The sequence below is a fragment of the Azospirillum mesophilum genome, assembly GCF_053470405.2.
Map to the genome: position 1 here is coordinate 124,587 of NZ_JBPXMQ020000008.1, position 25,478 is coordinate 150,064.

The 25,478-nt window shown below is 67.8% G+C and carries 24 protein-coding genes; 16 read left to right on the forward strand and 8 right to left on the reverse strand.

Annotated features, from left to right (window positions below; all coding sequences use genetic code 11):
• Nucleotides 1-25 precede the first annotated feature (25 nt).
• The 9 genes from ACSVC7_RS10890 to ACSVC7_RS10930 all read left to right on the forward strand — a co-directional run bounded on the left by ACSVC7_RS10890 (nt 26) and on the right by ACSVC7_RS10930 (nt 8,245).
• Nucleotides 26-436: an HIT family protein gene (locus ACSVC7_RS10890; protein WP_448204253.1), complete on the forward strand. Its 411-nt coding sequence runs from the start codon at nt 26-28 to the stop codon at nt 434-436.
• A 64-nt stretch (nt 437-500) separates the two neighbouring features.
• A complete protein-coding gene (gene purT / locus ACSVC7_RS10895) occupies nt 501-1,670 on the forward strand; it encodes a formate-dependent phosphoribosylglycinamide formyltransferase (protein ID WP_448204252.1) in 1,170 nt (389 codons plus the stop codon).
• Between the two features lie 128 nt (nt 1,671-1,798).
• Nucleotides 1,799-2,560, forward strand: coding sequence for a pyridoxine 5'-phosphate synthase (locus tag ACSVC7_RS10900; protein WP_448204251.1), 762 nt, complete (start codon nt 1,799-1,801; stop codon nt 2,558-2,560).
• The gene (gene acpS / locus ACSVC7_RS10905; protein WP_448204250.1) at nt 2,557-3,012 is read left to right on the forward strand and encodes a holo-ACP synthase; all 456 of its coding nucleotides are present in this window, start codon (nt 2,557-2,559) and stop codon (nt 3,010-3,012) included. The genes ACSVC7_RS10900 and acpS overlap by 4 nt, the downstream gene beginning before the upstream one ends.
• A complete protein-coding gene (gene lepB / locus ACSVC7_RS10910) occupies nt 3,009-3,779 on the forward strand; it encodes a signal peptidase I (RefSeq protein ID WP_448204249.1) in 771 nt (256 codons plus the stop codon). The genes acpS and lepB overlap by 4 nt, the downstream gene beginning before the upstream one ends.
• A gap of 37 nt (nt 3,780-3,816) precedes the next feature.
• Complete coding sequence (rnc, locus tag ACSVC7_RS10915; protein WP_448204248.1) at nt 3,817-4,566, forward strand: ribonuclease III; 750 nt, start codon at nt 3,817-3,819, stop codon at nt 4,564-4,566.
• Nucleotides 4,559-5,581, forward strand: coding sequence for a GTPase Era (gene era, locus ACSVC7_RS10920; protein ID WP_448204247.1), 1,023 nt, complete (start codon nt 4,559-4,561; stop codon nt 5,579-5,581). The genes rnc and era overlap by 8 nt, the downstream gene beginning before the upstream one ends.
• Nucleotides 5,582-5,676: 95 nt before the next feature.
• On the forward strand, nt 5,677-7,089 hold the full coding sequence (locus tag ACSVC7_RS10925; protein WP_448204246.1) for a YcjX family GTP-binding protein: 1,413 nt from the start codon (nt 5,677-5,679) through the stop codon (nt 7,087-7,089).
• 136 nt (nt 7,090-7,225) lie between these two features.
• Nucleotides 7,226-8,245: a YcjF family protein gene (locus ACSVC7_RS10930; RefSeq protein WP_448204245.1), complete on the forward strand. Its 1,020-nt coding sequence runs from the start codon at nt 7,226-7,228 to the stop codon at nt 8,243-8,245.
• Between the two features lie 6 nt (nt 8,246-8,251).
• Here ACSVC7_RS10930 and ACSVC7_RS10935 read toward each other — a convergent pair whose 3' ends face one another.
• The 3 genes from ACSVC7_RS10935 to ACSVC7_RS10945 all read right to left on the reverse strand — a co-directional run bounded on the left by ACSVC7_RS10935 (nt 8,252) and on the right by ACSVC7_RS10945 (nt 11,245).
• Nucleotides 8,252-9,649: a hypothetical protein gene (locus ACSVC7_RS10935; protein ID WP_448204244.1), complete on the reverse strand. Its 1,398-nt coding sequence runs from the start codon at nt 9,647-9,649 to the stop codon at nt 8,252-8,254.
• Nucleotides 9,650-9,673: 24 nt separating this feature from the next.
• The gene (locus tag ACSVC7_RS10940; protein ID WP_448204243.1) at nt 9,674-10,264 is read right to left on the reverse strand and encodes a BON domain-containing protein; all 591 of its coding nucleotides are present in this window, start codon (nt 10,262-10,264) and stop codon (nt 9,674-9,676) included.
• A gap of 165 nt (nt 10,265-10,429) precedes the next feature.
• On the reverse strand, nt 10,430-11,245 hold the full coding sequence (locus ACSVC7_RS10945) for an N-acetylmuramoyl-L-alanine amidase family protein (protein ID WP_448204242.1): 816 nt from the start codon (nt 11,243-11,245) through the stop codon (nt 10,430-10,432).
• A 326-nt stretch (nt 11,246-11,571) separates the two neighbouring features.
• Between ACSVC7_RS10945 and ACSVC7_RS10950 the strand changes: the two genes are divergently transcribed.
• Nucleotides 11,572-11,724 (forward strand): hypothetical protein, encoded by a 153-nt coding sequence (locus ACSVC7_RS10950; protein WP_448204241.1) that lies wholly within the window; start codon nt 11,572-11,574, stop codon nt 11,722-11,724.
• A gap of 102 nt (nt 11,725-11,826) precedes the next feature.
• Here ACSVC7_RS10950 and ACSVC7_RS10955 read toward each other — a convergent pair whose 3' ends face one another.
• Complete coding sequence (locus ACSVC7_RS10955; RefSeq protein ID WP_448204240.1) at nt 11,827-12,213, reverse strand: hypothetical protein; 387 nt, start codon at nt 12,211-12,213, stop codon at nt 11,827-11,829.
• A gap of 119 nt (nt 12,214-12,332) precedes the next feature.
• Nucleotides 12,333-13,130, reverse strand: coding sequence for a response regulator (locus ACSVC7_RS10960; RefSeq protein ID WP_448204239.1), 798 nt, complete (start codon nt 13,128-13,130; stop codon nt 12,333-12,335).
• Between the two features lie 678 nt (nt 13,131-13,808).
• Here ACSVC7_RS10960 and ACSVC7_RS10965 point away from each other — a divergent pair.
• From ACSVC7_RS10965 to ACSVC7_RS10975, 3 genes are all read left to right on the forward strand, one after another.
• Entirely contained in the window at nt 13,809-14,342 is a 534-nt protein-coding gene (locus tag ACSVC7_RS10965; protein ID WP_448204238.1) for a hypothetical protein, read from the forward strand.
• 164 nt (nt 14,343-14,506) lie between these two features.
• The gene (locus ACSVC7_RS10970) at nt 14,507-15,034 is read left to right on the forward strand and encodes a MarR family winged helix-turn-helix transcriptional regulator (RefSeq protein ID WP_448204237.1); all 528 of its coding nucleotides are present in this window, start codon (nt 14,507-14,509) and stop codon (nt 15,032-15,034) included.
• Between the two features lie 3 nt (nt 15,035-15,037).
• Nucleotides 15,038-16,690 (forward strand): AMP-binding protein, encoded by a 1,653-nt coding sequence (locus ACSVC7_RS10975; protein WP_448204236.1) that lies wholly within the window; start codon nt 15,038-15,040, stop codon nt 16,688-16,690.
• 9 nt (nt 16,691-16,699) lie between these two features.
• On the opposite strand, the gene ACSVC7_RS10980 is transcribed toward ACSVC7_RS10975, so the two are convergent.
• Both ACSVC7_RS10980 and ACSVC7_RS10985 read right to left on the reverse strand, forming a co-directional pair.
• Nucleotides 16,700-18,385 carry a glycosyltransferase family 39 protein gene (locus tag ACSVC7_RS10980; protein ID WP_448204235.1) on the reverse strand — a complete coding sequence of 562 codons (1,686 nt, stop codon included), beginning with the start codon at nt 18,383-18,385 and terminating at the stop codon, nt 16,700-16,702.
• A gap of 155 nt (nt 18,386-18,540) precedes the next feature.
• Nucleotides 18,541-19,398: a ChbG/HpnK family deacetylase gene (locus ACSVC7_RS10985; RefSeq protein WP_448204234.1), complete on the reverse strand. Its 858-nt coding sequence runs from the start codon at nt 19,396-19,398 to the stop codon at nt 18,541-18,543.
• A gap of 482 nt (nt 19,399-19,880) precedes the next feature.
• Here ACSVC7_RS10985 and ACSVC7_RS10990 point away from each other — a divergent pair, with 482 nt between their 5' ends.
• Complete coding sequence (locus ACSVC7_RS10990) at nt 19,881-21,683, forward strand: methyl-accepting chemotaxis protein (protein ID WP_448204233.1); 1,803 nt, start codon at nt 19,881-19,883, stop codon at nt 21,681-21,683.
• Between the two features lie 6 nt (nt 21,684-21,689).
• Here the strand turns inward: ACSVC7_RS10990 and ACSVC7_RS10995 are convergent, their stop codons facing one another.
• On the reverse strand, nt 21,690-22,502 hold the full coding sequence (locus ACSVC7_RS10995; protein ID WP_448204232.1) for a helix-turn-helix transcriptional regulator: 813 nt from the start codon (nt 22,500-22,502) through the stop codon (nt 21,690-21,692).
• Between the two features lie 127 nt (nt 22,503-22,629).
• Here ACSVC7_RS10995 and ACSVC7_RS11000 point away from each other — a divergent pair, with 127 nt between their 5' ends.
• A complete protein-coding gene (locus ACSVC7_RS11000; protein WP_448204231.1) occupies nt 22,630-23,394 on the forward strand; it encodes a class I SAM-dependent methyltransferase in 765 nt (254 codons plus the stop codon).
• A 360-nt stretch (nt 23,395-23,754) separates the two neighbouring features.
• Complete coding sequence (locus ACSVC7_RS11005; RefSeq protein WP_448204230.1) at nt 23,755-25,356, forward strand: ABC transporter substrate-binding protein; 1,602 nt, start codon at nt 23,755-23,757, stop codon at nt 25,354-25,356.
• Nucleotides 25,357-25,478: the final 122 nt, after the last annotated feature.

A 25,478-nucleotide genomic window follows, 5' to 3' on the forward strand; every position in this document is an offset into this window, starting at 1 on the left:
CCCGCAAACACAAGCGGGAGGAAGCATGTCCACGCCCACCATCTTCAACCGACTTATCGCTGGCGAACTGCCTTGCGCCAAGGTCTATGAGGACGACCAGACCTTCGCCTTCATGGACGCCGGGCAGGTGAACCCCGGCCATGTGCTGGTCGCGCTGAAGCGCCCGGCGCCGACCATCCTGGACGTGACGGAGGACGAGGCGGCGGCTCTGTTCCGCACCGTGCACAGGGTCGCGCGCGCCGTGCAGGCGGCCTTCGCGCCGGAGGGGATCACGCTGCTCCAGGCCAACAAGCCGGCCGGCTGGCAGACGGTGCCGCACATCCACGTCCATGTGGTGCCGCGCTACGAGAAGGACGGCGCCGACCTCGTGTGGCCGCGCAACAACCCGCCGATGGACGAGCTGAAGGCGCTCGCGGAGCGGATCGTGGTGGAGTGAGAGCGTGACGCGGAGGCGCGGTGCGGCTAGTTTGTCCGCTCTGATCGACAGGAGTCCTCCCAGTATGTTCACGGCCAAAATCCTGCTCCTCGGCTCCGGGGAACTCGGCAAGGAGTTCGTCATCGCGGCAAAGCGCCTCGGCTGCGAGGTCATCGCCTGCGACAGCTACGCCAATGCGCCGGCGATGCAGGTGGCCGATGCGGCGGAGGTGTTCTCCATGCTCGACGAGAACGCCCTGCGGGCGGCCATCGCGAAGCACCGGCCGGACTTCATCGTTCCGGAGATCGAGGCGATTCGGACCGAAGTGCTGCACGAGTTCGAGGACGCCGGCCTGACGGTGGTGCCAAGCGCGCGGGCGGCAACCATGACCATGAACCGCGACCGCATCCGCGAGGTGGCGGCGACCGAGCTGGGCCTGCGCACCTCCAAATACCGCTACGCCGAAAGCCTGGAGGAGGTGAAGGCCGGCGCGGAACACACCGGTCTGCCCTGCGTCATCAAGCCGGTCATGTCGTCCTCCGGCAAGGGGCAGAGCACCGTCCGCACCGCGGAGGAACTGGAGACCGCCTGGAATTACGCGGTCGCGAACATGCGCGGCGACCGGAAGAAGGTCATCGTCGAGGAGTTCGTGGCCTTCGAATACGAAATCACCCTGCTGACCGTGCGCACGCGCGACGGCGTGCTGTTCTGCGAACCCATCGGCCACCGGCAGGAGCGCGGCGACTATCAGGAATCCTGGCAGCCGGTGGCGATGCCGGACCGCCTGCTGGACGACGCCAAGGCGATGGCGACGCGCGTCGTGGACAATCTGGGCGGCTACGGCATTTTCGGCGTCGAGTTCTTCGTGACGAAGGACGAGGTGGTCTTCTCCGAATTGTCGCCCCGGCCGCACGACACGGGCATGGTGACGCTGCTGTCGCAGAATTATTCGGAATTCGACCTGCACGCCCGCGCCATCCTGGGCCTGCCGATTCCCGGCATCCGGGTGCATGGCCCGACCGCCTCGGCCGTCATCCTCGCCGACCAGGAGGCGGAGGCGTTCTCCATCGACGGTCTGGCGGACGCACTGACGCACGGCACGCCGGAGTACGACGTGGACGTGCGCCTGTTCGGCAAGCCGACGACGCGCAAGAACCGCCGCATGGGTGTGGCGCTCGCCGCCGGGTCTTCCACCGACGACGCGCGGGAACGGGCGCTGAAGGCCGCCTCGGCCATCACGATCCGCTATTCGTGACGGTTGCGGTGCTCGAGGGCCGGATCGGCGAAGGCGGGGCGTGACGGGACGCCGCACCCCCGCTATATAGACGGCAGCCCCTCCCGCCGACTGTCCGCGGGGGGCGGCGCATTCTGGAGTGTCCGTCCGTGCCCCGTCCTCTCCGCCTCGGCGTGAACATCGACCATGTGGCGACCGTCCGCAACGCGCGGGGCGGGCGGTATCCCGATCCCGTGCGCGCGGCAAAGCTCGCCGCCGAGGCCGGGGCCGACGGCATCACCGCGCATCTGCGCGAGGACCGGCGCCACATCGTCGATTCGGACATCGAACGCCTGCGCGCCGAAATTTCGCTGCCGCTGAATTTTGAGATGGCGGCGACGGAGGAAATGCTGGGCATCGCGCTCCGCCACCGGCCCCACGCCGCCTGCCTCGTCCCGGAAAAGCGGACGGAGGTGACGACGGAGGGTGGGCTGGACGTGATCGGCCAGACCGAACACCTGAAGCGCTTCGTGAACGAACTGGGCGCGGCGGGCGTGCGCGTCTCCCTGTTTATCGACCCGGAGCCGGCGCAGCTCGATGCCGCCAGGGCGCTCGGCGCGCCGGTGGTGGAACTGCACACGGGCGCCTATTGCGACGCTCCCGCCGGGCCGGAGCGCGAATCCGAGCTGGCGCGCATCGTCAAGGCCGCCGCCCACGCGGAGGCCATCGGGCTGGAATGCCACGCCGGCCACGGCCTGAACTACGAGACGGTGGGGGCGGTCGCCGCCATCCCGACCATCGTGGAACTGAACATCGGGCATTTCCTGATCGGCGAGGCGATCTTCGTCGGGCTCGGCAACGCCATCCAGCGCATGCGCGCGCTGATGAAGGACGCCCGGACCGGAGTGGCGGCGGGATCGGCGGCCTCATGATTTTGGGCATCGGCAACGACCTGATCGACATCCGCCGAATCGAGCAATCGCTCGACCGCTTCGGCGACCGCTTCATCAACCGCGTCTTCACCGAGGTGGAGCGCGCCAAGTCCGAACGCCGCGCCGGGGCCGCCGGCAAGCACAGCGCGCGGGCCGCCACCTACGCCAAGCGCTTCGCGGCGAAGGAGGCCTGCTCCAAGGCGCTCGGCACCGGCTTCCGCGACGGGGTGTTCTGGCGCGACATGGGGGTGGTGAACCTGCCCTCCGGCCAGCCGACCATGCGGCTGACGGGCGGCGCGCTGGAGCGGCTGAAGGCGATCACGCCGCCCGGCATGCAGGCGCGAATCCACGTCACGCTCACCGACGAATACCCGATGGCGGAAGCCTTCGTCATCATCAGCGCCGAACCGATCGACGCTCCCATCACCACCTCCACGGCATCCCCCGCATGACCATGAACAAGCAGACAGCCCTGGCTGACAAGACCAAAGAGGCAGGCGGCTTTGCCGAAACGGTGAAGACGGTCTTCTACGCGGTGATCATCGCCTTCGGCGTGCGCACCTTCGCGTTCGAGCCGTTCAACATCCCCTCGGGCTCGATGATCCCGACGCTGCTGGTCGGCGACTATCTGTTCGTCTCCAAATTCTCCTACGGCTACAGCAAATACACGGTCGGCTTCGGCCTGCCGGTGTTCGAGGGCCGCATCCTGGGCCACGCGCCGGAGCGCGGCGACGTCGCGGTGTTCAAGCTGCCGCGCGACAACAAGACCGACTACATCAAGCGCGTCATCGGCCTGCCCGGCGACACGATCCAGATGATCGGCGGCGTCCTGCACATCAACGGCCAGCCGGTGAAGCGCGAGCGGATCGACGACTACGTGTCCCGCGACAGCCTGGGCCGCGAGGTGCGCGTCGCGCAGTATCTGGAAACCCTGCCCAACGGCAAGGTCCACCGCATCATCGAGGAAACGGACAACGGCCCGCTGGACAACACGCCGGTGTTCAAGGTGCCGGACGGCCACCTGTTCATGATGGGCGACAACCGCGACAACTCGCTGGACAGCCGCGTTCCGTCGCAGGTGGGGTATGTCCCACTGGAAAATCTGGTCGGCCGCGCCGAATTCCTGTTCTTCTCGTTGGAAGACGGGACGCGCTTCTTCGAGATCTGGCGCTGGCCGGCGGACCTGCGCTTCGGCCGCCTGTTCAACAGCGTGAAGTAGGACTGCGGTGAGTTCCGAGAAAGCGAGTTCCGAAAACGTGGGTTCGGAGAATGGGGCGGAGCCGACCGTCAACCTCGACGATCTGGCCGCCGCGCTGGGCCACCGCTTCGCCGATATGGAGAAGCTGGCCGACGCTGTGACGCACCCCAGCCTGATGGGGCTGGAGCGCGTCCCGCGCGGCGCCGGCCGGCCGGAGCAGGGTCCGGGCAAGGATTACGAACGGCTGGAGTTCCTGGGCGACCGGGTGCTCGGCCTCGTCATCGCGGAATGGCTGCTGGAGCGCTTCCCCAACGAACGCGAGGGCGCGCTCGCCAAGCGGCACGTCTCGCTGGTCCGGCGGGAAGCGTTGGGCCGCGTCGCCGACGCCATCGGGCTGGGGCGCTTCCTGCGCCTGTCCCCGGCGGAATCGCAGGGGGGCGGGCGCAACAACCGCACCATCCTGGCCGACGCCTGCGAAGCGGTGATCGGCGCCCTGTACCTGGACGGTGGGATGGAGAAGGCGCAGGCCTTCATCCGCTCCGCCTGGGCCGGGCAGATCGACCGGGCGGAACCGCCGCCGGTGGACGCGAAGACGGCGTTGCAGGAATGGGCGCAGGGGCACAACAAGCCGCTGCCCACCTATGAGTTGATCGAACAGAGCGGACCGGCGCACGAGCCGATGTTCCGCATCGCGGTGCACTTGAAGGGCATGAAGCCGGTGATCGGCGAAGGCCCGTCCAAGCGCCTCGCGGAACGACGAGCGGCCAGCGCCTTGCTGCGCCAGATGGGAGTGCAGGTCGATGACTGACGGTCACGACAACGAATCGAACGGCGACGATTTCGACGATGTGAATGACGACTTCGACGGCGAGGATGCCGGCGAGGACGCCCACGAGGACGCTGGCGGGGGCGGGCATGTGCCGGAACACCCGCGTTGCGGCTTCGTGGCGCTGGTCGGGGCGCCGAACGCGGGCAAGTCGACGCTGCTGAACGCGATGGTCGGCTCCAAGGTGTCCATCGTCAGCTCCAAGGTGCAGACGACGCGCACGCGCGTGCTGGGCATCACCATCGCCGGCGACAGCCAGATCATCTTCGTGGACACCCCCGGCATCTTCAAACCGAAGCGCCGGCTGGACCGCGCGATGGTGCAGGCGGCCTGGCAGGGGGCGGAGGACGCGGACCTGGTCGGCGTGCTGTACGACGTGTCGCGCCGGGGCATCGACAACGACACGCAGGGCATCATCGCCCGCCTGAAGGAGCAGGGGCGCAAGGCCATCCTGGTCCTGAACAAGATCGACCTCGTTCCGCGCGAAAAGCTGCTGGGCCTCGCCGAGAGCTTCAACAACGAGGGCATCTTCACCGACATCTTCATGCTGTCGGCTTCGACCGGGGACGGGGTGGAGCATCTGCGCGACTTCCTGGCCGCCCGCATGCCGGAAGGCCCGTGGCATTACCCGGAGGACCAGATCTCCGACATGCCCATGCGCCTGCTGGCGGCGGAGATCACGCGCGAGAAGCTGTTCCAGCAGCTTCACCAGGAACTGCCCTACGCCGCCACGGTGGAGACCGAGGCGTGGGAGGAGTTCGAGAACGGCTCCGTCAAGATCTCGCAGGTCGTCTACGTGCAGCGCGACAGCCAGAAGGCCATCGTGCTGGGCAAGGGCGGCGCCCGAATCAAGGCGCTGGGGCAGGCCGCCCGGACCGAGCTGGAGGAGATGCTGGAGCAGCGCGTCCACCTGATGCTGTTCGTGAAGGTCCGCGAGGACTGGGAGAACGATCCGGAGCGCTACGAGGCCTGGGGCCTGGATTTCGGCGCTTCGTAGGGGGGCGCAAACTGACGCAGCGGGAGGATCTGGGAGTGGGCGCGCGCTATCCCATATAAGGGGCGTCCGTCCTCACCGCAGACTGCCGCCCGACCGTGCGCCTTCCCCTTTTCAACGATCTGTACGACGCCGGTTCGCGCCTGTTGGGGCGGGCCGGCGATCTCGTGTCCGGCAACATCCTGGAACAGGATGTCCGGCTGGGCGTCACCGGCCTGCGCCGCGCCGGTAAGACGGTGTTCGTTACGGCGCTGGTGGACAACCTGCTGAAGGCCGGCCGGCTGCCCTTCCTGGACGTGGTGTCCTCCGGCCGGTTCCAGGCGTCGCGCCTGCGGCCGCAGCCCGACCCGGACGTGCCCCGCTTTGAACTGGAGCAGCATCTCGCCTCCTTGACCGGCCCGATGCCCGTCTGGCCGGACCCGACGCGCGGCATCGGGCAGTTGCGCCTGTCCATGCGCTACCGCCCGAACGCGGTTATCAAGCGGACGATCCAGCCGGTCGCCACGCTGAACCTGGACATCGTCGATTACCCCGGCGAATGGCTGCTGGACCTGCCGCTGCTGCACCAGTCCTTCGCGGAGTGGAGCGCGCTGACGCTGGACCTTGCCGGACGCCCTCCGCGCGACGAGCTGTCGGTGTCCTGGCGCGGCTGGCTCGCCACCATCGACCCGGCGGCGCCCGCCGAGGAGGAGGAGGCGCGGCGCGGGGCGGCGCTCTACACCGACTACCTGCACGCCTGCCGCCGGTCGGAAAACCTGCTCAGCCTGATCCAGCCCGGCCGCTTCGTGGAGCCCGGCGATCTGGCGAACGCGCCGTTGCTGACCTTCTGCCCTCTGCCGGGGGACCGGCGCGGGCGCGGCACCCTGTGGGCGCTGATGGAGGACCGGTACGAGGCCTACAAGACCAACGTGGTGCGCCGCTTCTTCGCCGACCATTTCGCTCGGCTCGACCGGCAGATCGTGCTGATCGACGTGCTGGGCGCGCTGAACTCCGGCCCGGCGGGCATGGCCGACATGAAGCGCGCCCTGGAACTGAGCCTGGAGCCCTTCCGCCACGGCGCGTCCGGCTGGCTCGACTGGCTGCTGGGCACCAAGATCGACCGCGTGCTGTTCGCGGCGACGAAGGCCGACCACGTTGCCTCGCACCAGCACAACAGCCTGCGCCACCTTCTCGACCGGCTGGTGTCCGACGCGCGCTCCAGCATCCGGTTCGAGGGCGCGCAGGTGGAGACCATGGCCCTCGCCGCGCTGAAGTCGACCGAGACGGTGGTCAGCGAGCATGAGGGGCGCCAGCTCCGCTGCGTGCGCGGCGTGCCGATCGGGCGCGACCGGCCGACCGTCCTGTTCCCCGGCGAGATCCCGGAGGACGCGGATTTCCCGCCCGGCCAGGATCGCCCCTACAATTTCATGGCTTTCCAGCCCCCCGCCGACCTGTCCCGCGAAACGCGCGGCCTGCCGCACATCCGCCTGGATCAGGCGCTGCAATTCCTGCTGGGGGATTATCTGGAATGAGGGGCTGTGGCGTTTTCCTAGTCCGACGACGGTTTTCCTTCGTCATCCCCGCGAAGGCGGGGATCCAGGGCAATTCCGTGCCTGTCCGAGTGGCCCTGGATCCCCGCTTTTGCGGGGATGACGGGGGAGAAGAGCCATGAGCGACCGTCACTCCACCAAAGACAAAAAAGACGCGGCCTGGGTGCCGCCGATGGAGTTCGAGCCGGAGCGGGCGGTTCCGGTTCCTGCCGTCGAGGAAGAGGCGATCATCGCCGGCACCTCAGCCGCCGAGCGGCTGCCCGCGCTGCTGGCCGAGGACCGGCCGAAAAGTCGGCTGGGGCGCTGGCTGGCGGGCTCAGTCGCGGCGCTGGTGCTGGTGGCGCTGGGCTTCGACACCTGGGACCTGTTCACCCGGGCCTTCTCCACCAGCATCGCACTGGGCGTGTTGGTGGCTGCCGCCGTTGCGGTGGCCGGCGGGGCGGCGGTGGCGATGCTGGTGGGCGAACTGCGCTCCCTGCGCCGCCTGCGCAAGATCGAGGGATTGCGCGGCGAGGCCGAGCGGCTGTCGGCGGAAATCCATCCGGGGCAGGCCGACCGCTTCGCCGGGTCGCTGGCGCGGCTCTACGACGGGCGCCCCGATCTGGAGCCGGCGTTGGTGCGGGTGAAGGACCACGTCACCGACGCCCACGACGACGCGGAGATCGTGCGCCTGCTCGACCGCGAGGTGCTGGAGCCGCTCGACCGGCGCGCCTACCAGATGGTATTGCGCGCGGCGCGCGACACGGCGGTGGCGACAGCGCTCAGCCCGGCGGCGGTCGTAGACCTCGCCGTCGTGCTGTGGCGGAATCTGAAGCTGGTGCGGGAGATCGCGGCCCTCTACGGCGCGCGGCCGGGCTATGTCGGGTCGTTGAAGCTGCTGCGGCGGATGCTCGCCAACATCGCGGTCGCCGGCGTGGCGGAAAGCGCCCACCATGTGGCGGTGGAGGCGCTGGGCGGCTCGCTCGCCGCGGCCATCTCCACGCGGATGGGGCAGGGGGTCATCAACGGGCTGCTGACCGCGCGGGTCGGCGTCACCGCCATGCACCTCTGCCGCCCCATCGCCTTCGGCCCGACCAACCGCCCAAGCCTCGGGCAAATCCGCAAGGAACTGCTGTCCCTGCCGAAGCAGGTCCTGTAGGCGGCGTCAGTCGAGCATCGGCAGGCCGGTTTCGATCCGCACCAGGGCGGCCAACAGCGGCGCGCCGATGTCGCGGCGGACGAAGTTGCTGGCGCGCTCGGCCGCGTTGATGGAGGCCTGGAAGCTCTTGCGCCAGCGGTCGTCGCCATACATCACCTTCTCCGCCTTCGCTTTCTGGGCGAGCAGGCCGGGGCGTCGCCCGGCGGCCTCGTCCACCAGCTTGTTCAGGCGCTTCATCAGCTCGGTGGCGGTGGTCGGGTCGCCGCGCTTCAGCGCCGCCTCGATCAGTTCGGCAAAGGATTCGCCCCGGATGTCGATGTCCTGCACCTGCTCCGCATAGGCCAGCGCCACGGAGGCGTCGGTGCGCCGGGCCAGCCGGCCGAGCACCGCCGGGATGGTCCAGGGATTCTCGTCCTGCACCGTGCGCAGCAGGCTGAGCGCGAGGTTGCTGTCGCCCAGTTCCGCCGCGGCCACGGCCAGCTCCGGCGGGCAGCAGTCGCCCTTGGTTTCGCGGAACTTGGAGAACTGCGTTTCCACCGTGTTCAGGAACAAGGTGCGGGCCGCACTCTCCTTCCCGGCGCGCAGCAGCGCCTGGGCGACCAGCCCCAGCTCCCACGAACAGCCGCGGGCGGTGGCGTAGGCCTTCGCCTCCTCGGCAAGCTGGACGGTCAGGTTCACGTCGCCCCGCCACGCCGCCGCCTTGGCGATGTCGGCGAGGTTGTAGATGCGGGTCGAGCAGTCGGCGATCTGCCGGGTGATGTCGAGCGCAAGCTGCGTCTGCCCCATCAGGGCCAGGGCGCGGGCGACGAACAGGTCCTGCCCGGCCCCGTCGGCGGCGGCCCCCCGGCGCACGGCGCTGACGAAGGGGGCGATGATCTCCTTGGCGCGGGCGGTGTCGCCCACCGTGCTGTATGCGACCGCCAGCGACAGCCAGTCCCAGCGCGCGGCGCTGATCGGCGTCTCCACCGGGGGCAGCATCTCCCCGATGCGGTGCAGGAAGCAGAGCGAGGTCAGCGGCTCGTTGCAGACCAGCGCGCGGATGCGCGAACGGAATTCGTAGAAGTCGAAGTCGCCGACGAACTGGTTGGTGACCAGCTGCACCGCGAGCGCGCTGTCCGGATACTTCACCACGATTTCGTTCAGGAGCTTGTCCGCCTCCTTCAGCAGGCGGCTTTCCTCCGCGATGTCGTAGGTGTTGTCGGCCTGCCGGATCATCTGCATGGCCTGCACGAACAGGCGGTTGGCCGGCCCCTGCTCCGGCGACGACGGCTGCTGCGCCGCCACCGGAAGCAGTCCCTGAGCCAGCGCGGACGACGCCGCAGCGGACAGCGCCGCCACGGCCAGGAACAGGGCCGTAGCAAGGGCGGAAGCGGTGCGGCTGGCGAAGGCGGGCAGAAGGGCCATGGCGGTGCGGTCGACCTTGGGGCGCTAGAGGATGCGGACGTAGTTGACGACGCGTTGGACGTTGGGCAGCGAGCGGGCGTGTTCGATGGCGCGGTCCAGCTCGTCCTGGTTTTCGGCCAGACCCATCAGATAAACAACGCCGTTCACCGTATCGATGCTGTAATTCTGGCTATGGATTCGGGAGTCGAAAGTAAGTCTGGTCCGCAGCTGGGTCGAAATCCAGGTGTCGCGGGCGCTGTCGAGAATGCCCGACTGGTTGTCCACCTGGATCTCGTTGATGACTTCCTGAACGCCGTTCGCCTGCCAGGCGAGCCGGACGGCGTCCAGGCGCATCTGCGCGTCGGCGGCGCGGCCGGTCAGCAGCACGCGGCCCTGGGTCACCGACATGTCGATGCGCCGCATCATGTCCAGGGAGTGTTGAAACCACAGGTGGTTGATCTGGGCCTGGATTTCGGCGTCGGACGCGAAGCCGGACAGGCCGCGATGCTCCGTCGCGGCCACGGCGGCCGTGCCGCCGGCCGCGGCGCCGCCGAGCAAAAGGGGCGCGCAGCCGGACGCGAGGCCCGCCACAGCGGCCATTCCGACCAGCGCCCAAAGGCGGCCAAACCCCGACACGCTCTGCCTCCGCTCCCCGGCCCGCCGAAAGGACGGGCGGCCGGAAAAAGTCATGCCGCAGGCGCGTTGGCAATGGGGAATCTTGGAAGTGGTGTGCTTCATCGTCGTTTTGTTCCGGGGTGATGCACGAATGTTTCACTCGCTGCAGGTGCGAAGGAGCGGCGTCTAGGCGAAGGGTGCGCGGGTGACCAGCGCGGCGATTTCCCGCGCCAGCACGCGTGCGACGGTCCGTCGCGCCCTGGGGTCCCGCAGAACCTCCTCGTCACGCGGGTTCGATAGGAATCCAGTCTCAAGAAGGACGGAGGGAATGTCGGGTGCCTTCAGCACGGCGAAGTTCGCCGAGCGCATCGGATTGTCCAGCAACGGCAGGTCCTTTCCCGCCCCGCGGACGATCGACTGGCGGGCGATCAGGGACGCGCGCTTGGTGTGGCGCGCGGTGAGGTCGAGCAGGATGTCCTTGACCACTTTCTTGGCGCCCTTGAGGTCAGCGCCGCCCAAACGGTCCACCGCGTTTTCCTTGGTGGCGAGGGCCGCCGCGAAGGCGTCAGAGCCCCTCGGGGACAGGGTGTAGGCCGACAGGCCGCGCGCGTCGCGGTTCGGGGCGCTGTCGGCGTGGATGGACACGAACAGGTCGGCCCGCGCCTCGCGCGCCCGATCCACCCGCTCCTGCAATTCCAGAAACCGGTCGTCGGAGCGGGTCAGCGTGGCCCCAACTCCGTGCTGTCCGGACAGCAGCCGCGCCACCTCGCGCGCGATGTCGAGCGTGACCTCCTTCTCCAGCGTGCCGCGCGTGCCGATGGCGCCGGGGTCGATGCCACCGTGGCCGGGGTCGAGAACGACGATCCGGCGCCTGGGCGCCGGGCGGCTTGTTCCTTTCGCCTTTGGCTCCGCGCCCAAGGCCGGAACCGGCAGCAGCGCCCCGGTGACGGAGGCGGCGAGAGGTACGGTCAGTGAAAGATGCAGGAAACGTCTGCGTTCCATAGGCCCCAAAGCTCCGCCGGGATCGGAGCCGCCGGATGTGCCGCCGGGACCATCACGTCTGTCCGGTCGCGTCTGTCCGGGACGTCGGGCGGGGCATCGGAGAGGGGGCGGCTCCTGGCCTTGCGGCCGCGTTAACCAATGGGTGCGCGCAGAAGGGTTGTCAAGGTCCGAAGAGGTAATGCCTTCGGATGTCTCCGGAAGATATTCATACGCCCGGACATGGCCCGATGAGGATTCGACTCTCCTCACCGCTTCCTTGAAGATAGTCTCCGAAAGCGCTAAAATTTTATCAATAAGCTCGGGAGGTGACGATGTTGAGAAAAGCCTTGTTCAACATCATCCGGCAGGAGCAGCGCGACGTCGAGGACGAGCTGGAGAAGGAAGAGCGGAGCTCGGCCCCTGACGTGCGACGTCTGGTTGCCTTGAAGCAGCAGGCGACGAATCTCAGCCGGGAGTTGGAACACTTCCGCGACGTTTGATGATCGCGCCACGGACCGCCCCCATGGGCACCTCGGTCCGGCCCCCTTCCTCGCCACGGCGGGGGAGGGGGTTTGTTGTTTATGGGCCTTCGCTTTTCAGGATTACCCGAGCTTCACGTAGCCGCGCTCGATGATGCGCTCGGCCGCTTCGAAGACGGCCTGCAGTTCCTCGTAGGCCCGGCGGACGCGGGCCAACTCGTCCACGGCCTTGGTGTCGGGGTGCCGCGCCTCCGCCACCTTCAGGCCCGCGCGGATGTAGTCGGCGCGCAGCTCCGCCACACGAACGGCCATACGCAGGAAGGACTCCTGGTTCAGGTGCGGGATTTCGCGCCCGATCACCTCGCAGTTTGCCTCCAGGATGGCGGCTTCCATGTTTTCCAGGAAATGCATGATGCGATGGCGCGAGGAACTCTCCGCCGCCTCGGGCGTCAGGAGCTTGTCCACCTTCCCCTTGGCGTATTCGCCGATGATCTTGCCGCCCATGCTCATGGCCCACCTCCCCCGGTCGAGGAGATGAGTGTCGCACGAAAGTCTTTACCAAAAGCTGCCGTCCCTAGATGGCGTTTGCCCGAGGCGGCGCCCGTCCGACCGCAATGACGGGCGCGCGGTCAGTGCGGCTTCATCGCCATGCCCACGTCTTCCGCGTGAGGAGTGAAGACGGCGCGGGTGATCGCCTGTTCGATCTGTTCGCGGGTGAAGGGCTTGGGGATCACCGGCCCCAGATGCTCCAGCCCGCGCTTGGACAGTTCGCTGGGGAAGGCGGTCACGAAGATCACCGGCAGGAAGCGCTGCCGCCGCAGTTCCCGCGCCACCTCGATGCCATTGTCGCCCTCGGCCAGCCGGATGTCCATCAGCGCCAGCGTCGGCGCGTGCCGGGCGGCGAGCGCCAGCGCCTCGTCCATCGTGGCGGCGTTGCCGCAAACGGTGTGGCCCATGCCGCGCACGGTTTCTGCCAAATCGAAGGCGATGATGGCGTCGTCCTCAACGATCAGGATCACCGCCGCCAGCTTCTCGCGCACCCGCTCGCGGGCGTGGTTCAGCCGCTCCACCGCCTCTTCCGGCGGGATCTGCAGGACGGCGGCGGCATCGGCGACCGGCAGGTCTTCCAGGTTGACCAGCAGGTAGAGCCGGCGGTCGGTCTCGTCCAGGCTGTGCAGCGCGGCCTCGACCGGGTGGACCGTCGCCATGCCGTTGCGCGGCACCCCGCCGTCCTGAAGCTGGTTCAGGTGACGGTACAGCGACCCGCGGGACAGATCCGCGCCGCCCGAAGCGCCCGGCCCGTCCAGGTACCATTCCAGAGTGCGCGTCACCAGGGCATCTCCCTGCACCGAGGTCCCGGTCAAGGCGCGGGCGTAGCGGCGCAGATACGGCAAATGCTCCATCAGGTGGCGGGTGTTTTGATCCATGACTCTCCCCGTACCTCGTGGCGGAGCGGTTTTGTGGACACCGCCGCGGTTCTTGGCATGACAAAATTCTAAGTGTTCAAGCTTTCACAAAGTTAGGATCATATGGCGCGAACTGCGCCTTATCAGGAGTGAATTCTAAAGGGTTATTGGTGATAGCTGGATTGGGGTACGTCATAGCGGCTAGCGGGCCGGGCTGTACCTCGAACGGGCGTGATCCTGTGACAAAAGCGGCCGTTAACCCTCGGGAAAGACTTACGCCAGCACTCTGGTATTGGCCCCGCCGATCCTTCGCGCTGGGGCCATGGCGAGTGTTCCCAAGACTCCCCGCGCTGTCACCATCCCCCGGTGGCGGCGCGATTTTTTTTCGGGCTGCGGCTTTTTGTTCCCGCATGCCGCACATGCGAGATGCGCGGGAACAAACCGGAATAGGGGGTGTTCTGGTGAGCAATGGTGTGATTCCTCCCTGAACCGCCAGTCCCTGATGCCGCCGGATGCGCCGTACCCAGGATCGCATCGGCGGCATTTTTTTGCCCTTTGAGAAGTTTTTTGCTTTTTGAGGGGGCGTTTACGCATACGTAGGCTTGCGCGCGGATTCTTGGGGTATTACTGACTGATCCTCCGCCCCCGTCTTATCGCCCAGTTCCACCGCCACGTCGTCGCATCGTCCCGGAACCACGCATGGCCGAGCAAGATTTCGACCCGTCCGTCAACGACGGCATTCCGCCGGACGAATTGGCCGACTTCCAGGCGTGGCGCGAGCGCGTGAAGGGCACCAACATCTCCGACAAGACGCTGCTCGCCACGGACTATCTCAATCACTTCAACGAAATCGTGATGCTGATCGAGATGATCCCGGACATGCCGGACATGCTGGAGGAGTGCCTGATCTGGCAGCCCAAGAGCTATCAGGAGCATTTCCGCGACAGCGGCTTTTCCGACCGGGATCTGGCGATCGAGGCCTACGGGCACGTCCCGTCCAAGTTCAAGCGCCCGTTCGAGGACACCATCGCCCAGGCGCATCAGGTGGTGCGCCACACGCTGGAGCGCATCGGCACCGACATCCAGGACGGGGCGGGCGACAAGCTGCGGCTGGACTGCCAGACCTCCGTGGCGATGATCCACCGCATCATCCAGGTTGCCAACGGCATCATCCACGGCACCGCCCATGTGATGGAGCAGGGCGAAATCGACCTGTACCTCAGCAACGGGTGACCAGGGCAGCGGGCGCGCTCCCCCCTCGTAAATGATTATTGCTTGTGCACCCACCATTCTGTCCTTGCATGGCTCAAAGGCCGAGCTCCGCACTACAGTAAGACTCCATACAAAGAGGAGGCACCGTTCCGGCGGATGTCTCCCACAGGGAGTGGAGACAGACCGTGAAGGGATCCGCCATCGCGGCGGCCGAGTCCTCGGCTGCGGCGCAGGGGGACGCGTCGGTCGATGTGGAGGCCGCGGCCGATCTTGCCGCCTCCCCGGAGATGCGCCTCTGGCTGCGTCTTTCGGCCTGTGCCGTCCTGATGGGCGCGCGGCTGCGCAGCCGTCTGCGGACCGAGTTCAAGACGACGCCGCCACGCTTTGACCTGCTGGCGCTGCTCGACCGCGCGCCGGAGGGGCTGACCATGGGCGAGCTGTCGAAGCGCCTGATGGTCACCAACGGCAACGTCACGGGGATCGTGGAGCGGCTGTTGAAGGACGGGCTGGTCACGCGCACTCCCGCGTCCAACGACCGGCGCATCCAGGTCGTGCGCATCACGCCGGAGGGAAGCGCCGTCGTCCAGGCGATCAGCGCAGCGCAGCGCCGCTGGTTGGCCGAACTGACGGACGGACTGTCGCACGAGGATGTGGTGCAGCTCATGGGCCTTCTTGGTAAGCTCAAGACATCGGCGCGCGGGGGAGGGCACTAGCGCATGGCTCGCTCCGGTCACATCGACAGCTTCACCCGCGACCGCCTGCCCCCGCCGGACCAGCTTCCCGACTTCAACTACGACCGGCCGGAACTGGCCTATCCCGAGCGCCTGAACGCCGCCGCCGAGCTGCTGGACGGCTGGCGCGGGCGGGGCTGGGACGAACGGCCCTGCGTGATCTGTGGGGAGGCGGTGTGGAGCTACGGCCGCTTCCGCGACACGGTGGACCGCATCGCGCGGGTGATGGCGGAGGAGCACGGCATCGTTCCCGGCAACCGGGTCCTGGTGCGGGGTCCCAACACGCCCATGCTCGCCGCCTGCTGGCTGGCCGTTCTGAAGGCCGGCGCGGTGGTGGTGCCGACCATGCCGCTGCTGCGCGCGGCGGAACTGGAAGCCATTCTGGACCGCGCCGCCGTGAACCTCGTGCTCTGCGACGCGCGCTTCGTGGGCGAGGTGGTGAACGCCCGCGATGCGCTGACGAGTCCGCCGCCCGTGCTGACCTTCGGCGACGGCGGGCCGGGCGGCGACCTGGAAGGGCGCATGGCGCGCGTGGAGGCCGGCTTCGTTGCCGCCGACACGGCGGCCGACGACGTTGCGCTGATCGCCTTCACCTCCGGCACGACCGGCACGCCGAAGGCCACCGCGCATTTCCACCGCGACCTGCTGGCCGTGGCCGACCTGTCGCCGCGCTCCATCCTGAACACCACGGCCGACGACGTGTTCTGCGGCACGCCGTCGCTGGCCTTCGCCTACGGGCAGGGCGGGATGCTGCTGTTCCCATTGCGCATCGGCGCGTCGGTCGTGCTGCTGGACCGCGCCACGCCCGACCGGCTGCTGGAGGCGGCGGTGCGGCACAAGGCAACGGTGATGTTCACGGTCCCGACGGTCTACCGGGCCATGACCGCCCGCCTGCAGGCGAATCCGGCCGAGGCCGAGGAACTGCGCGGTCTGCGGGTCTGCGTCTCCGCCGGGGAGCCGCTGCCGGCGGCCGCGCTGGAGGGATGGCGCGCCGCCACCGGGCTGGACGTGCTGGACAGCTTCGGCACGACCGAGCTGCTGAACGCGGTGCTGCATTCCGTGCCGGGGGATGTGCGTCCGGGCGCTACGGGGAAGGTGGTGCCGGGGTACGAGGCTTGCGTGGTGGACGAGGATTTGAACCCGCTGCCGCCGGGGCAGGTCGGGCGTCTGGCGGTGCGCGGGCCGACCGGCTGCATCTACCTGGACGACCCGCGCCAGGAAAACTACGTGCAGCGGGGCTGGAACCTGACCGGCGACGCCTTCCACATGGATGAGGACGGCTATTTCTGGTACCACGCCCGCACCGACGACCTGATCGTCTCGGCCGGCTACAAGATTTCCGGCCTGGAAGTGGAGAATGTGCTGCTGCGCCACGACGCGGTGGAGGAATGCGCCGTCATCGCCTCTCCGGACCCATTGCGCGGCTCCATTCCGAAGGCCTTCATCGTGACGCGCGACGGCGTGCGGCCGAACGAGGATCTGGCGGAGACGCTCCAGTCCTACGTCAAGGACCAGATCGCTCCCTACAAGTACCCCCGCGCCGTGGAGTTCCTGGACCAGCTGCCCCGCACGGAAACGGGAAAAATCCAGCGCTACAAGCTCCGCCAGCGTGAGTGGACGGAGGGTGACGACCGGTAGCGCCGCCGCCTACTCCTCTACGCGGCGGCGGTCCTTGACGATGGACAGTGGCACGCCGTCCACCCCGATCTCGATGATCGGTCGCCCATCGAGCAGGCCGGGGCAGCGGCGGCTCTGCGTGAAGGCCAGGAAGAAGTCGGCGCGGCGCCAGTCCGGCTCCACCCCGTTGACCAGCTTCAGCCAGGGCGGCAGGTCGTAGCGCACCGCCAGGGGGTTGCCGCAGACGGTCAGCGTGTAGGTGCGCGGCGGGGTGCCGCCGTCGTTCTCCCGCTCCACGAAGGCGATCAGCTCCTTGGTCGCCTCGTGCAGGGAGTTGCCCCAGTAATCCAGTTCGAACCGGCCGGCGGCTCCCTTCATGCCGCCGACGAACTGGTTGTAGTAGACATACTGGTTGGGGTGCAGCGTGCCGAGCGACCAGGCCTGCACCGTCGCCGTCGCGGCGAGCGCCAGCGCCACGGCCTGCCCGGCCACCTCGCCCCGCGATTCCGCGGCGCTCCACAGGCGGTCGAAGGCGATGGCGGCCAGCACGACCAGCGGCGGCACGACGAACAGGAAGTGGCGGATGCCGTTGTAGACGGTTGGCCGCATCGCCACGAACATCAGGACGGGCAGGAAGGCGGCGAGCGTGGTGATGGCGTGGCGCACCACCGGGTCCCAGGCGGCTCCCTCGCGCGCTGTCCGCCACGCCCAGGCACCGCCCATCAGCACGGCGACCCCAGCCCCGGCCACCACCGTTTCCGGCAGCTTGATCAGCAGGTAGACCGGCAGATACAGCACCGGCGCGTCCATGGCCGACACCATCTCGCCGAGGAACAGCGTCTGAAGCGAGAATTGCAGGTGCTGGAAATTCGAGAAGGTGAACAGCGCGCGGAAGGGGTTCAGCGGCTCGAACGCCCCCCAGGGCCACAGCGCCGCCATCAGGCCGTAGGCGACCGGCAGGCCGGGCAGGGAGCGCAGGGCGATGCTCCGCGCGTCGGCCAAGGCCGCGCGCCAACCCGCACGGCGCCCCGTCAGGGCAACGTAGAGCACAGCCGCGCCGCCCAGATAGACCCCTGCCAGGATCGCGCCGACCCGGATCCCGAGCGCCAGCCCCAGCGCCAGCCCGAACTTCAGCACCGCCGACGGCCGGGGCTTGGGAAATTGCAGCGCCATGCGCGTGGCGAAATAGACCGTCCACACCATGGCGGCGGCAAAGGGCACGTCCTTGGTGTTGTTGAACATCGCCCCGTAATAGACGCCCGACAGCGCCAGCATCACGGCCGCCAGGAACCCCGCCCGCGCCCCCGCCAGCAACCGGCCGAGCCGCCATGTCCCGGCGATGCCGATCACCCCGACGATGGCGCACAGCAGGTGGCGGGTGTCGTACTCCTCGAACGGAGACACCGGGACGAGCAGCGCCACGGCGAGGTCGAACAACCCGCCGTAGAGATACAGGTCCTTGAAGCTGAAGGCCGACCAGTCCTGGAACCCGCTGCTGTAGAAGTGCAGCAGCTTCTGGCCGTAGATGTGCTGCACCTCCTCGTCCGTGCTGATGCCGTAGTCACGGAAGGTCAGCGCGGCGATGATGGTCAGGCAGAAGAGCAGAATGCGGGCGAGTTGGTCCCACACCGGCTTGGCGCGCACGGCCGGCTTCTCCACCGCGCCGAGGCCGGTGGCGAGCGAAAGCCGTGGATCGAACGGTGCGTGCTCGGTCATGCGAAGGAAAATCCAGCGGCCGCCCAGACACGGGCGGGCGCAAGACGCCGGATTTTCTCAACCCGCGACGCGCCGGCCGTGACAATTCCTAGGTAACGAATTGTTCGGCCGTGGTCAAAGGCTACCGCAGAGCGCCATAGCTTTGCTGCGCCGCATCAATTCGGCGAAAGATCCGCAAAGCGTGCAAGTCGAATTTGCTTCGCCCGTAAAAGTTCCGCGAATGCGGGGCCTTTCAGATAGTCGTATTCGACTTTACGCTGGTCCACCAGCGGATCGGCGCGGCGCAGCGCCTCGTCCGGGATGCCGGGATGAACCATGACCAGCGTGCGCCCGCGCGGCCGGTCCAGGAAGCGCGCCATCAGGTCGCCGAAGGGCTCGCGGCCGGAGAAGTCGTAAACGCCGCGGAAGCTGCCGTTGGCTGGGATGCCCCGTCCGCGCGCCAGCCGCGCCATACCGCCGCCCAAGCCCCCAATCAGCAGCGTCTTGGGCACGGCGATGCCGCGTCGCAGGACGTCCCCCGCCGGCTCTCCGCAAAGTCGGACGTAGGCGCCGGGCAGGGCGGACAATGCGTCGGCCACCGCCTCGCGCACGGTGGGCAGTTGGTGAACGTGCTGGTGCCCGTCGATGTAGGCCGGCGAACCACCCCAGGCCGCCGTGAAGGCTTCGATCTGCCGGGCCAGCTCCGCCCGGATTTCGGCGGCGTCCAGCCGGCCCGTGTAGGCCAGCGTCATCAGCCGGCCGAGCGGCGGCAGGCGCCCGTCCGGCGCCAGCCGGGGCATCGGCCCCAGCGGCGGCTGGTCGGTCAGGGTGAAATGCAGCCCGACATCCGCCCGGTCGGCCAGGGCCTTCAACGGCGGTGCCCCCTCGGCCCAATAGGGGCAGAGCGCCATGACCGAGGTGGCCGTCAGGCGACCGGCCGCGATCAGGTCGCGGATGGCCTCGTTCACGCCCGGCGACAGGCCGTAGTCGTCGGCGCAGAGAAGCACGGGGTGCGGCGTCGGTTCGGGGGGCATCGGGCGGCAAGGCTTTGGGGCGGCTTCGGTGAAGACGCACCGTGGACGCATGCGCCACAATGGTCAACCGTGGACGCATGCGGCACGATGGTCAAGGACCGGCGGAGTGCCGCATCCCAATGCATTCCGCGAGCTTGGCGCTGCGTCGGCCAGCAATCGGCGGCGTCGCGCGCAAACAATTCATGCAAATGTCATATGTCCGAGGTGCGATCGATCGGCCGCTTTGGCGGTTCGTTGTGAGCGCAATTTGTTCATGTTGATGATGTTGGCGCGCTCGTGCAAATAGAATCCATGAACGATCATGCTGTACTCTTCATGTGCGCGCAAAGTAGGCAATTGCCTACCAATTAATCCGCATTAATTTGTGCTGTTAACATGGTTTTCTGCCATCGACAACATCCTGATGCGACATTTTGCCATTATCCGGACCGCATATCGCTGTGCCATGCATTCAAGGAACATTGCAAAAACAGGATTGTCCGATGGGTCTGACCATTCGCCGTTCGGTTGTCATTCTTGTCGTGGTTCTCATCGCCGCCTTCGTCGCCAACTTCCTGTCCTTCCTGGCGCTGGGCGATGCCCGGACACGGCTGGAGCAGGCGCACCAGTCGCGCTATGAGTCCTACCTGCTGGCCGACGAGTTGCGGCAAAGCTCCGACGACCTGACGCGTCTGGCGCGGACCTACGTGGTTACCGGCGACGCCAAGTACGAGGCCCAGTACTGGGACGTGCTGGCGATCCGCAACGGCGAGAAGCCGCGTCCCCAGGGCTACAGCCGCATCTACTGGGACTTCGTCGCGGCGACCGGCCAGAAACCCCGCCCCGACGGCGAGCGCGTGCCATTGCAGGAGCTGATGAAGCGCGCGGGCTTCACCGACGCCGAGTTCGCCAAGCTGCGCAAGGCCCAGGCCAACTCCGATGGTCTCGTCAACCTGGAGACCGAGGCGATGAACGCCGTCAAGGGTCTCTACAACGACGGCACCGGCAAATACACGGTGAAGAAGGAGCCGAACTTCGAGCTCGCCCGCAAGCTGATGCACTCGCCAGAGTACCACAAGTACAAGGCGGACATCATGGCCCCGGTGGACGAGTTTTTCGTCCTTCTGGACCAGCGGACGAAAGGCGCCATCGAGGAAACGGAAGCCTCGCTTCAGAACAGCCAGCGGGTGATGATCCTGTCGCTGACCGTGCTGGGCGTCGTCGTCGGCCTCACCGCCTGGATCCTGCTGGGCCGTGTCGTCGGGCCGCTGGACGGTCTGCGGGACGTGCTGGGCCGCCTTGCCCGGAACGACCGGTCGGTGGAGATCCCGGGCCTTGACCGCCAGGACGAGATCGGCGACATGGCGCGCGCCGCCGGCACGCTGAAGCAGGGCCTTGTGGAGGCGGAGGCGCTGCGCAGCCGGCAGGACGCCATGAAGGCGGAGGCCGAGACCGAACGCCGCGAGGCGTTGCGGCGCCTCGCCGGCGACTTCGAACGCGCGGTGCTCGGCAACATGGATGCGGTGCAAAGCTCCGCATCGTCCATCCGGTCGAACGTCCAGCAGGTCAGCACGGCGGCGGATTCCGCCTCGCACCGGGCCGGGGCGGTGTCGGGGGCGGCGCAGCTCGCCACCTCCAACGTCCACGCGGTGGCCGCGGCGGCGGAGGAACTGTCGGCCTCCGTCGGCGAGATCGCCCGTCAGGTCGCCACCGCGTCGGAGGTTGCTCAGACCGCCGTGCGCGAGGCCGACAGCACGAACGAGAGCGTGAAGGGCCTCGCCGCCGCCGCCCAGCGGATCGGCGACGTGGTCCGTCTGATCAACGAGATCGCCAGCCAGACCAACCTGCTGGCCCTGAACGCCACCATCGAGGCGGCGCGCGCGGGCGAGGCCGGCAAGGGCTTCGCCGTCGTGGCGTCGGAGGTGAAGAATCTCGCCAGCCAGACCGCCAAGGCGACGGAGGAAATCCAGCAGCAGATCGGCGCCATCCAGGAGGAGACCGCCCACGCCGTTGGGGCCATCGGCGGCATCACCCAGACCATCGCCAGCATCAGCGGCATCACCACGGCCATCGCCAGCGCGGTGGAGCAGCAGGGCGCCGCCACCACGGAGATCACCCGCAACGCCCACGAGGCTGCGCGCGGCAACGAGCAGGTGTCCGCCAACATCGACGGCCTGAGCGACACGACCGAGCACACCCGGCAGGCGGCCAACGGCATGCTGGATGCGTGCGAACAGCTCGGCCAGCGGGCATCGGCCCTGCGGACGGAGGTCGACCGCTTCCTGGCGCGCGTGCAGGCTGGCTGACCGGCCTCACGCCCCCGCCGCCGGGACGTCCTCCGGGGGCGAGGCCAGCAGCATGACCAGCTTGTGCTCCGGCCGTCCGGCGGGGCACAGCGTCACCTGTTCGTACCGCAATGGGCCGTCCAGCGGGTGGTGGAAAGCCCGCAGGCCCCCTTCGCGTTCCAGAACGCCGTGGTCGTCCCACAGCCGGGCAAAGGCGGGGCTGCCGTCGCGCAGATCCCGCACCAGGGCGGTTACGTCGTCATCGTCGGCGCGCCGCGCGGTGTCGGCGCGGAACTCCGCCAGCAGGCGGCGGGCGCGGTTTTCCCAATCGCAGATAAAACGGCGCGCCGTGGGGTCTAGGAAGACGTAGCGCAGCAGGTTGCGCTCCGCCCCGTCCAGCCAGCCGGAGAAAAGGCGGGCCGCTCCGTCGTTCCAGCCGCAGGCGTTCCAGACGCGGTCGAGCAGGTAGGCGGGCGCCGTGATGGCCTCCAGCGCCGACAGCAGGGCGGGCGGGGTGTCCGCTGCTTCGGCCCCGGCGGCATCGGGGTCGCGCTTGCGGGCGAGTTCGAACAGGTAGGCCCGCTCAGCACTCGTCAGCCGCAGCCCCCGGGCGATGCGAGCCAGCGCGCCGGGGGAGACCGACACGTCGCGGCCCTGCTCCAGCCACGTGTACCAAGTGGGGCTGAGGCCGCAGATCTGCGCCACCTCCTCCCGCCGGAGCCCCGGCGTGCGCCGCCGGACACTGCCGCCGTGGACGCCCGCCTCAGCCGGCGTCAGCCGCTCCCGATGGGTGCGCAGGAAGGCGCCCAGCAGGCGGCGGTGGTCTGTGATGGAATTCATCGTAGCAGTGATTATACCAGGATAAGCGCTTGCCTTGTACCCGGTTGTGCGCCGGTGGATGCTGCGCCTCCGGAACACCACCATCGGAACACACCACCGGATCAACCGGGCGAGAGGAGATGTCACCATGACCAACACCCACCACAGCGTCGTCGCCGACCAGTACGGCGTGCGCGCCGGCGATTACCTGACCAGCGCGGTGCATGCCGCCGGCGCGGACCTGAACCAGATCGAAGCAGTCCTGCGCGAACGCCCGGTCGCCCGCGCGCTGGATCTCGGCTGCGGCGGCGGGCATGTCGCCTACCGCATAGCGCCCCATGCGGGCGAGGTGGTCGCCGTCGACCTGACGGCGGCGATGCTGGAGACCGTGGCGCGCACCGCTGCCGAGCGCGGCCTCGCCAACATCCGCACCCAACAGGCGCCCGCCGAGCGGCTGCCCTTCCCGGACGGCCATTTCGACGCGGTGCTGAGCCGCTTCAGCGTGCACCACTGGCTGGACGCCGAGGCCGGCCTGCGCGAGGCGCGGCGCGTGCTGAACCCGAAGGGCTACGCGATCTTCGCGGACGTCATCGCGCCGGGTTCGGCGCTGCTCGACACTCATTTCCAGGCCATCGAACTGCTGCGCGACCCGTCGCACGTGCGCAACTACAGCGTGGCGGAGTGGACGGCGGCCCTGGCCCGCGCCGGCTTCGCGGTCACCGGAATGACGACGCGCCGCCTGCGCATGGACTTCCCGGTCTGGACCGCGCGCACGCGGACGCCGGAGACGCACGCCCGCGCCATCCGCTCCCTCCAGGACATGGCGTCCGCCGAGGTGCGTCGGCATTTCGCAATCGAGGAGGACGGAAGCTTCGAACTGGAGGCGACGGTCTTCGAGGCGGTGCCGGTGTAACGCCGGGGAGCGGCGCATCCTTCCGGAGTCGCGCTCCCGCGTGGTGGGCGTGCGCCGATTCGGGCCGTTCTGGAACAGTCGGGCCGTGGTGGGGGGGCGCGCGTGGAGGCCTGCGCGCCCCGCCAACGAATGACCGCCACGGAATGGCCGGATTCCCTGCGTTTCTTAGAGTGCGAAGGGTTCAAGGAAACCGGACCGGGACTGAAACACCGGCTGGACTGAATCCCGCGGCTTGCGCCGCGAGGACTACGCTGGCTAGCGTGTTGACAGGGGAATCGGCCGCGCGCCAAATGAACCGGGAAACCATGCGGTTGGCCGGCTATACCGGCCCCATCGACCGAATGCGGGAGGCACAACACTATGAAGCGTATTCTGCTGGGAGCCGGGCTCGGCGTCGCCGCTGCGCTGGCGCTTGCGGCACCGGCACAGGCGGCCAAGACCCTCGTCTATTGTTCCGAGGGCAGCCCCGAAAACTTCAACCCGATGGTCAACACCACCGGCACCAGCTTCGACGTGTCGCTGCCGGTCTACAACAACCTCGTCCATTTCGAGCGCGGCGGCACCAAGGTGATTCCGGGCCTTGCCGAATCCTGGGAGGTTTCGGACGACGGCCTGACCTACACCTTCCACCTCCGCAAGGGGGCGAAGTGGCACAGCAACAACGACTTCAAGCCGACCCGCGACGCCAACGCGGATGACGTGCTGTGGTCGTTCAATCGCCAGTGGAAAAACGACCATCCCTTCCACAAGGTCTCCGGCGGTGCCTACGATTACTTCAACGACATGGGCATGCCCACCCTGTTGAAGTCGATCGAGAAGGTGGACGACTACACGGTCAAGTTCACGCTGAACAAGGTCGAGGCGCCCTTCATCGCCAACCTGGCGATGCCCTTTGCGGCGATCCAGTCGGCCGAATACGGCGACTTCCTGCTGAAGCAGAAGCAGATCGACAAGATGGACCAGGCGCCCATCGGCACCGGCCCCTTCCAGTTCGTCGCCTACCAGAAGGACGCGGTCATCCGCTACAAGGCGTTCGACCAGTATTGGGGCGGCAAGGCGCCGATCGACAACCTCGTCTTCGCCATCACGCCGGACGCGACCGTGCGCATCGCCAAGCTGAAGAACGGCGAATGCCAGATCGTGCCGTACCCGAACCCGGCCGATCTTGAGGCGCTGAAGAAGGACGCCTCCATCGCCATGATGGACCAGGAAGGCCTGAACATCGGCTATCTGGCCTTCAACGTCACCAAGAAGCCGTTCGACGACGTGCGCGTGCGCCGCGCGATCAACATGGCCATCGACAAGAAGGCCATTGTGGACACGGTCTATCAGGGTGCCGGCGTTCCGGCGAAGAACCCGATTCCGCCGACCATGTGGTCCTACAACAAGGACATCGACGACTATCCCTTCGACCAGGACCGCGCGAAGAAGCTGCTGGCCGAGGCCGGCTATCCCGACGGGTTCGAAACCGACCTGTGGGCCATGCCGGTGCAGCGCCCGTACAACCCCAACGCCAAGCGCATGGCCGAGATGATGCAGGCCGACCTCGCCAAGATCGGCGTGAAGGCCAAGATCGTCCAGTACGAGTGGGGCGAGTACCGCAAGCGCCTGCAAGCCGGCGAGCACCAGATGGCCACCTTCGGCTGGACCGGCGACAACGGCGATCCGGACAACTTCCTGCACACGCTGCTGGGCTGCGAGGCCGCGCGTCCGGGCGGGTCGAACGTCTCCAAGTGGTGCAACAAGGAGTATGACGACCTTGTGCTGGAGGCCAAGCGCACCACCGACATCGCCGCCCGCACCAAGCTGTACGAGCAGGCGCAGGTGATCTTCAAGGAAGAGGCGCCCTGGTTCACCGTCGCTCACTCCGTGGTGCACATGGCGCTGAGCAAGAATGTGGTCGATTACAAGATGGACCCGTTCGGCGTGCATCGTTTCTATGGCGTCGATTTGAAACAATAAGTCCGCCATACGAACAACTTTACAAAGGTGATGCCGGGGCCTAAAACCCCGGCCTTCCCTTTGCGGAAGCAGAAACCAAGGGGGCATCGGCCCCCTTGCTTTCGTTTCGAGCCCCGGTGACG